The sequence below is a fragment of the Terrimonas alba genome (assembly GCF_042434975.1).
Lineage (GTDB): Bacteria > Bacteroidota > Bacteroidia > Chitinophagales > Chitinophagaceae > Terrimonas_B > Terrimonas_B alba.
In genome coordinates this window covers 1-8903 of the sequence record NZ_JBHMQM010000016.1, presented here as the reverse complement: position 1 = coordinate 8903, position 8903 = coordinate 1, and the positions used below count along the sequence as shown (strand labels likewise).

General features: G+C 47.3%; 2 protein-coding genes. Both read left to right on the top strand.

Going from position 1 to position 8903, the window contains the following annotated elements; all coding sequences use genetic code 11:
- On the top strand, positions 1-7131 hold a 7131-nt coding region (locus ACFEL9_RS25860; RefSeq protein WP_385896233.1), incomplete at its 5' end, for a PKD-like domain-containing protein.
- 16 nt (positions 7132-7147) lie between these two features.
- On the top strand, positions 7148-8903 hold a 1756-nt coding region (locus ACFEL9_RS25855), incomplete at its 3' end, for a hypothetical protein (protein ID WP_385896230.1).

Here is an 8903-nt window from a genome sequence, read left to right as displayed (position 1 = left end):
GGTGCAACAGCAACAGCTTTAACAGCAACAGCATCTGGTAGCAATACGTTATTGTGGTACACTGTTGCAACAGGTGGTACAGGATCAGCAACGGCACCAACTCCTTCTACTGCTGCTGCAGGTTCAACAACTTATTATGTAAGCCAGGTTACTTCTCTTAACTGTGAAGGCCCAAGAGCAGCTATTACTGTTACAGTTAATCCTACACCTGCAGCACCAACCGTTACAACTCCTGTGGTGTATTGCCAGGGTGCAACAGCAACAGCTTTAACAGCAACAGCATCTGGTAGCAATACGTTATTGTGGTACACTGTTGCAACAGGTGGTACAGGATCAGCAACGGCACCAACTCCTTCTACTGCTGCTGCAGGTTCAACAACTTATTATGTAAGCCAGGTTACTTCTCTTAATTGTGAAGGCCCAAGAGCTTCTATTACTGTAACAGTAAATCCTACACCTGCAGCACCAACCGTTACATCACCGGTAGTTTATTGCCAGGGTGAAACAGCAACAGCCTTAACAGCAACACCCGCAGCTGGTAATACTTTATTGTGGTACACCGTTGCAACAGGTGGCACAGGTTCAGCAACAGCACCAACTCCTTCTACTGCTGCTGCAGGTTCAACAACTTATTATGTAAGCCAGGTTACTTCTCTTAATTGTGAAGGCCCAAGAGCTTCTATTACTGTAACAGTAAATCCTACACCTGCAGCACCAACCGTTACATCACCGGTAGTTTATTGCCAGGGTGCAACAGCAACAGCTTTAACAGCAACACCCGCAGCTGGTAATACTTTATTATGGTACACCGTTGCAACAGGTGGCACAGGTTCAGCAACAGCACCAACTCCTTCTACTGCTGCTGCAGGTTCAACAACTTATTATGTAAGCCAGGTTACTTCTCTTAATTGTGAAGGCCCAAGAGCAGCTATTACTGTTACGGTAAATCCAGCACCTGCTGTTACTAATGCCAATACAGCAACCATCTGTAGTGGAACAGGACCCAACATCTCTTTGACTGCAAGTGTACCCAGCACTTTTACATGGACAATCGGAACGATTACAGGAAGTGTAACAGGAGCCAGTCCCGGATCGGGTTCTACTATCAATCAAGTTCTCACCAATCCAAGCAGCACAACAAACGGAACTGTTCAATACATTGTCACCCCATCTTCATCTAACGGCTGTATCGGAGCTGCTTTTACTATCACTGTAACCGTACGGCCCGCTCCAGTTGTTACTACAGCTTCTACAAAAACTATTTGCAGTGGTGCAGGAACAGCTATTACTTTAACGGCAAGTGTTGCAAGCACATTTACATGGACCATTGGTACTGTTACAGGAGGCATTACAGGTGCCAGTCCCGGTTCCGGTTCTTCGATTAATCAAACACTGACCAACCCAAGTAATACAACTGCAGGAACTGTTGAATATATTGTTACGCCTACATCAAGTACAGGTTCATGCGCCGGCGCTCCTTATACGATTACAGTAACTGTAAATCCGAGACCAGTAGTCACTACACTTAATACAGCAATTACCTGTAGTGGAACAGGGCCCAACATCTCTTTGACTGCAAGTGTGCCAAGCACATTTGCATGGACCATCGGCACGATTACAGGAACTATTACGGGTGCCAGTGCGGGCAGTGGTACGACAATCAACCAAACACTAACCAATCCAAGTAATACAACTGCAGGTACAGTCCAGTATATTGTTACACCTACTTCTTCACCAGGTGGATGTGCCGGTTCTCCTTATACTATCACCGTTACGGTAAATCCAAGACCTGCTGTTACTAATGCTAATACAGCAACTATCTGTAGTGGAGCAGGACCCAATATCTCTTTGACTGCAAGTGTACCCAGCACTTTTGCATGGACAATCGGAACAATTACGGGAGGTATAACAGGCGCCAGTGCAGGCTCAGGTTCTGCTATCAATCAAATACTCACCAATCCAAGCAGCACAACAAACGGAACTGTTCAATATATTGTTACCCCAACTTCAGCTAATGGTTGTATCGGGGCTGCTTTTACTATCACTGTAACCGTACGGCCTGCTCCAACTGTTACTACAGCTGCCACAAAAACTATTTGCAGCGGTGCGGGAACAGCTATTACACTGACGGCAAGTGTTGCAAGCTCATTTACATGGACCATTGGTACTGTTACAGGAGGCATCACAGGTGCCAGTGCCGGGTCCGGTTCTTCGATCAATCAAACACTGACCAACCCAAGTAATGCAACTGCAGGAACGGTAGAATATATTGTTACGCCTACATCAACTACAGGATCATGCCCCGGTGCTCCTTATACGATTACAGTAACTGTAAATCCGAGACCAGTAGTCACTACACTTAATACAGCAACTACCTGTAGCGGAACAGGACCCAATATCGCTTTGACTGCAAGTGCACCGAGCACATTTGCATGGACAATCGGAACGATTACAGGAGGTATAACAGGAGCCAGTGCAGGCAGCGGTGCAACCATTAATCAAACACTCACTAATCCAAGTAATACAACTGCAGGAACAGTACAGTATAATGTTACACCTACTTCTTCACCAGGCGGATGTGCCGGTACTGCTTATACGATCACTGTTACTGTTAATCCAAGACCTGCTGTTACTAATGCTAATACAGCAACTATCTGTAGTGGAGCAGGACCCAATATCTCTTTGACTGCAAGTGTACCCAGCACTTTTGCATGGACAATCGGAACAATTACGGGAGGTATAACAGGCGCCAGTGCAGGCTCAGGTTCTGCTATCAATCAAATACTCACCAATCCAAGCAGCACAACAAACGGAACTGTTCAATATATTGTTACCCCAACTTCAGCTAATGGTTGTATCGGGGCTGCTTTTACTATCACTGTAACCGTACGGCCTGCTCCAACTGTTACTACAGCTGCCACAAAAACTATTTGCAGCGGTGCGGGAACAGCTATTACACTGACGGCAAGTGTTGCAAGCTCATTTACATGGACCATTGGTACTGTTACAGGAGGCATCACAGGTGCCAGTGCCGGGTCCGGTTCTTCGATCAATCAAACACTGACCAACCCAAGTAATGCAACTGCAGGAACGGTAGAATATATTGTTACGCCTACATCAACTACAGGATCATGCCCCGGTGCTCCTTATACAGTTGTAGTAACAGTAAATCCTGGCGCTACCGCTAATGCCGGAAGTGCTCAGAGTGTGTGTGCTGGTGGTTCCGTCACATTAACCGGAACAATTGGAGGTAGTGCGACCAGTTCGACCTGGAGTGCTCCTAGTGGAACATTCTCAGACCCTGCATCACTTACCTCAACCTATACGCCAACCATTGCGAGTGGCAATGTTAATCTCACTTTAACAACCAATGATCCCGATGGAGGTGGGCCATGTACCGCCGCAACTTCAATTGTGGTCATTACAGTGAACACCGCTCCAACTGTTGAGGCCGGTGGGCCAAATACAGTATGTGAATCTGCTACTCCTTCTGCAATTTCATTATCAGGAGCTACTATCGGCGGAAGTGCCTCTCAGGGGGCATGGTCAATTACAAGCGGAGGCGGAACTTTAAGCAACACCGGGCTAACAAACAATCCCCAAAATGTAAGCTATACGCCTGCGCCAAACTTTTCCGGAACAGTAATACTTACACTCACCACAAACGACCCTGCCGGTGTTTGTACTGCAGTCAGTGATACAAGGGAAATCACGATAAATCCGAGAGCGATTGTAAATGCAGGTAGTGCGCAACCTGTTTGCGCAGGGGGCAGCATAAATTTGGCCGGAACAATTAGTGGTGCGGCTACATCTGCAACCTGGAGCGCCGGGAGTGGTACATTTTCGGATATTAATTCGCTGACATCAACATACACCCCGGGTATTGCCAGCGGGAATGTTACATTGACATTAACAACAAATGATCCTGATGGAACTGGTCCTTGTGTTGCCGCAACATCCACTGTTGTCATCACAGTCAATCCTCTGCCAACTGTTTCACCAATAACAGGTCCGACAAATGTTTGCGTGGATGCAACAATCACCCTGGCCAGCACCACACCAGGCGGAACATGGTCCAGCAGCAATCCTTCAGCAGCTACAATAGATGCTAATGGTACAGTAACCGGCGTTTCAGGTGGCAGTTCAACGATTTCTTATACTGTTACCAATGCCAATGGATGCACCCGCTCAGTTACTTACACAATATCTGTATTTCCCAATCCTCTGATTGCTTCCGCTGGCTCATCAACAATTTGTCCTGGCAGCAGTACGACATTGACTGCGACAGGAGGCACCACTTACACCTGGAGTCCGGTGACTGGCCTCTCATCAAGCACTGGTAGCTCAGTGACTGCCAGCCCTGCCACTACAACTATTTATACAGTGACAGGCACCGATGTCAATGGCTGTAACAATACCGCAACTGTAACGGTGACCGTTCTTCCGGCTCCGGCGGGAGGCACCATTTCACCAGCGGTTACTACTGTCTGTACCGGTTCGAATAGTGGCACACTTACATTAAGCGGTTATAGTGGAAATATAATCAGGTGGGAATATTCTACCAACGGTGGAACCACGTGGAATTCTATTGCAAATACTTCCACTTCGGAAACATATTCAAACTTAACGCAAACCAGGATTTACCGGGCAGTTCTCAGCGACGGTACTTGTACCAGTTATTCCAGTACTGGCGTAGTGAGTGTTATTCCCCTATTGCCACCTACCAGTGCCATTGCTACTCCGCCGCAGATTTGCCTGGGAGACTGTTCCACTCTCACGGCAACTGCAGACGGATTTCCATCAGGATGGGTGGGCGTACAGGCATTTAACAGCGCCAATTTGGATCAGAATGAGGATTGGAGTGCCACACACAACGGCGCACCCCATAATATTGAAGCCAGTGCCGATAATGAACAGAATACACCCTGGAACCTGACGAATCCAATCGACCCTTTTGGTGTTGAGTATGACAACCCTGATAACGATAAGTTTGCGATCGCCGCGGGAGATAATAATACCACCATGTCATCAAATACTTTCAACCTGATTGGCATGAGTAGCGCTACATTTAGTTTTCAACAGGCTTTTGATCTTAAAGCAGGCGCCAGCATAAGGGTTGAAATTTCTACTGATGGAGGAGCAACGTATCAGTCCGTTCCATTGCTGGAATATATAGGTCCTGCAACACTTGGAGATCCGGATGGAGTTTGGGACAATCCGCAAATTGATCTTAGTGATTATTTAGGACTTGATAATCTGAAAATAAGATGGAATTATTCGGGCACTGATAGCAGTATTTGGGCAATAGATAATGCCGGGATCACCCCGCCGCCGCTGCCGCTGGAATATGACTGGACATTGATCAGTCCTTCCGGTGTACCAAGCCCGTATTACCTGAATGTCACCGATCAACCCAGTGTTACAGCTTGTCCACCGGCACCGGGCACTTATACTTACCAGGTTGCTACTACTTATGCTGGCTGCACTGGCGGAACAATGGATGTCCAACTGATCGTGCATCCAATTCCTGAGTGTAGTATTGAAGGTCCGGCGACTGTATGCCCGGGATCCAGTCAAACATATACAGCCCCTGTGATTGCGGGTTATTCGTACCAGTGGACAGTAACCGGCAATGCATCCATCAACGGTTCTTCAACAGGGTCAAGTGTGAATGTAATTGTAGATAATGCTTGCGGAACTTATACTGTATCCTTAGTAACCACCGCAAATAATTGCCCAAGTACCCCCTGCAGTATAATAGTCAACGTGGTTGATGATACACCCCCTGTTTTTACGGGCACACTCAACGGAGATTTAGCAGGTTGTGATATTAGTGCCATCCCAGCCGCGGCTACCACTGTTGCGGCCCTGGAATTATTAGGGCTACCCATATCAGATAACTGCTCCCAGGATGCACAACTCATTGTAACCAGTGTTACCGGAGCGGCCAACGGCTCCTGCCCTATTACGGTATTGCGCACTTATACCATCACTGATTTTTGTGGCAATAGTGTCCAGATTCCACAGACCTTTACTATTGATGATAATATAGCGCCACAGATCAGCGGAACACTCCCTACTCTGCCTGTAGAAGGATGTGATGTGGAAGCAGCGCCTCCTCCGTATACTACGATTGCCGCTCTGCAGGCAGCCGGTTTAACCATTTCTGATAACTGTACTGCGAATGGCAGTTTACAACTCAGCCATGCTGAAGTAATAAGCGGCAGTTGTCCTATCACTATTGAAAGAACCTATACCATCACCGATGGCTGTGGAAATACGGCAACGGCCATACAGACTATTACCATTGATGATACGCAGGCGCCAACCTGGACTACCGCAGCCGGTTCGCTGGACAGAACTGTACAATGTTCGGATGCTGCTGCGCTGGATGCAGCGCAGGCGTTGGCACCTATAGCTACCGATGTATGCGATAATACGCTGGTGCCGGTTAAAACTGCAGGCAGCCCGGTGCAAGGAGCTAATTGCACCAGCACGATAACTAATACCTGGATCGTAACGGATGAATGCGGTAATACCAGCACAGTATTTACCCAAACTATTACGGTGATTGATAATACACCCCCTGTATTGACCGGCACGTTGCCTGGTGGCCCTGTTGGTGATGCCTGCGTATCGAACCCTGCCGAAATGCCCTCGGCCCCCGATCCCGCAACGATTGCAGCACTATACACTGATAATTGTAATACGGTAACAGCCGTTTTGACAAATACCACTACTACCGGTACCTGCAACTGGACAAGAACCTTTACCTATACCGTCACTGATGGATGTAACCCTATTACAGTAGATGTAGTGTACACGGGTGGAGATACGGAAGCTCCGGTTGTTGACTGTCCTGCCGCAGAAGTCTTTTGTGTAACTACCGACAGCACTTATACCATTCCACCACTTACTGCAACTGACAACTGCACCGGTACATTGACTATTACTTACGAGATCACAGGAGCAACTACCAGGGAAGGAGAAGGAAATGATGCAAGTGGAGCATTTAATGTTGGAAGCTCAACAATAACATGGACAGTCACGGATGCATGTGGCAACAGTTCCACTTGTCAAACAACTGTTACTATTAATCCAAAACCAGCACCAATCATCACCCACAACTAGTTATATAAAAGAGATCATGAAAAAATTCAGCAACCAATACAAAACCAAAAATACCGGTAAACAAGCCGGGCATTTTTGGTTGAGCCTGTTGCGATGGCTCCGGTTGCTGGTACTCTGCTTTATCCGAAGAAGAGATTTCTTATCCGGGGAAATTTTTCACAAACCGGATAATCTTGTTTTGAACAAGATGAATGTAGAAACCACCACTCCACCCAAACTAACTGATAACAAAAAACTACCGAACATGAAACCAGCTAAACTGCTTATAAAATGGGGGCTTATGCTGCTGCTTGCAGTATGCGCCACCAATGCAATGGCACAGACGGGGCCATACCAGTATACTGGTAATGATACGGTATGTGTAAATGAAACGAAGGAATATGGTGTACCGTTAAATCCGGGTTCTACTTATGAGTGGACCATTACTCCCGCTACTGGTTATACCATGACTCCGGGAGCCACTCCAAATTTGATTTCGGTAACCTGGACAACTCCCGGTACCTATACCATGACGGTAATTGAAACCAATGCAGATGGTTGTGTAGGAGAACCTGTTTCAATTCTTGTTGTCGTGAACCCGCTGCCGATATGTTCTATTACCGGTCCTGATAATGTTTGTCCTGGCTCAACGAATGAATATAGTGCACCAACGGGAATGGCTATATATGATTGGTCAATTAGTGGAAATGGAACTATTTCCGGTCCAGCAAATGAGCAAACCGTTTCAGTGCTTGCTGGCAATACCTGTGGAAGTTATACGCTGACCCTTATTATTACTGATGAAAATGGATGTACAAGTACATGTGAGGAGACATTTGATATAACGCAGCCACCAGTGGTATTAACTGCACCGGCTAACTTTATAGCAACTAGTTGCCAGACACAAGCAGAGATCGATGCAGCCTATGCAACCTGGTTAGCCAGCGTAACAAGTAGCGGCGGATGTACTTTAAATGTTACCAATAATAGTACAGGTGCTCCGTTAGCATGTGGCGGAACAGTAACTGTGATATGGACAGCAACAAGTCCTTGCGAACCGGATGTAACAGCAACAGCAACCTTCACCGTAACACCGCCAACACCTGTAGTGATAACCACTCCGGTTGCAACTACAGTAAATGCATGTGACTATGCAGACCAGGCAGCGCTTGATGCAGCCTTCCAGGCATGGCTGGCTACCGCTTCTGTAACGGGTGGTTGTGATCCGGTTCTTACCAATAATGCAACAGGTGCAGGAACACTTTGTACCGGTGGTGCCGTAACAGTGACCTTCACTGCTACTGATCTTTGCGAAGCGCCGACAGCAACAGCAACCTTCACCGTAACACCGCCAACACCTGTAGTGATAACAACTCCGGTTGCAACTACAGTAAATGCATGTGACTATGCAGACCAGGCAGCGCTTGATGCAGCCTTCCAGGCATGGCTGGCTACCGCTTCTGTAACGGGTGGTTGTGATCCGGTTCTTACCAATAATGCAACAGGTGCAGGAACACTTTGTACCGGTGGTGCAGTAACAGTGACCTTTACAGCCACTGATCTTTGCGAAGCGCCGACAGCAACAGCAACCTTCACCGTAACACCGGCAACACCTGTAGTGATAACAACTCCGGTTGCAACTACAGTAAATGCATGTGACTATGCAGACCAGGCAGCGCTTGATGCAGCCTTCCAGGCATGGCTGGCTACCGCTTCTGTAACGGGTGGTTGTGATCCGGTTCTTACCAATAATGCAACAGGTGCAGGAACACTTTGTACCGGTGGTGCCGTAA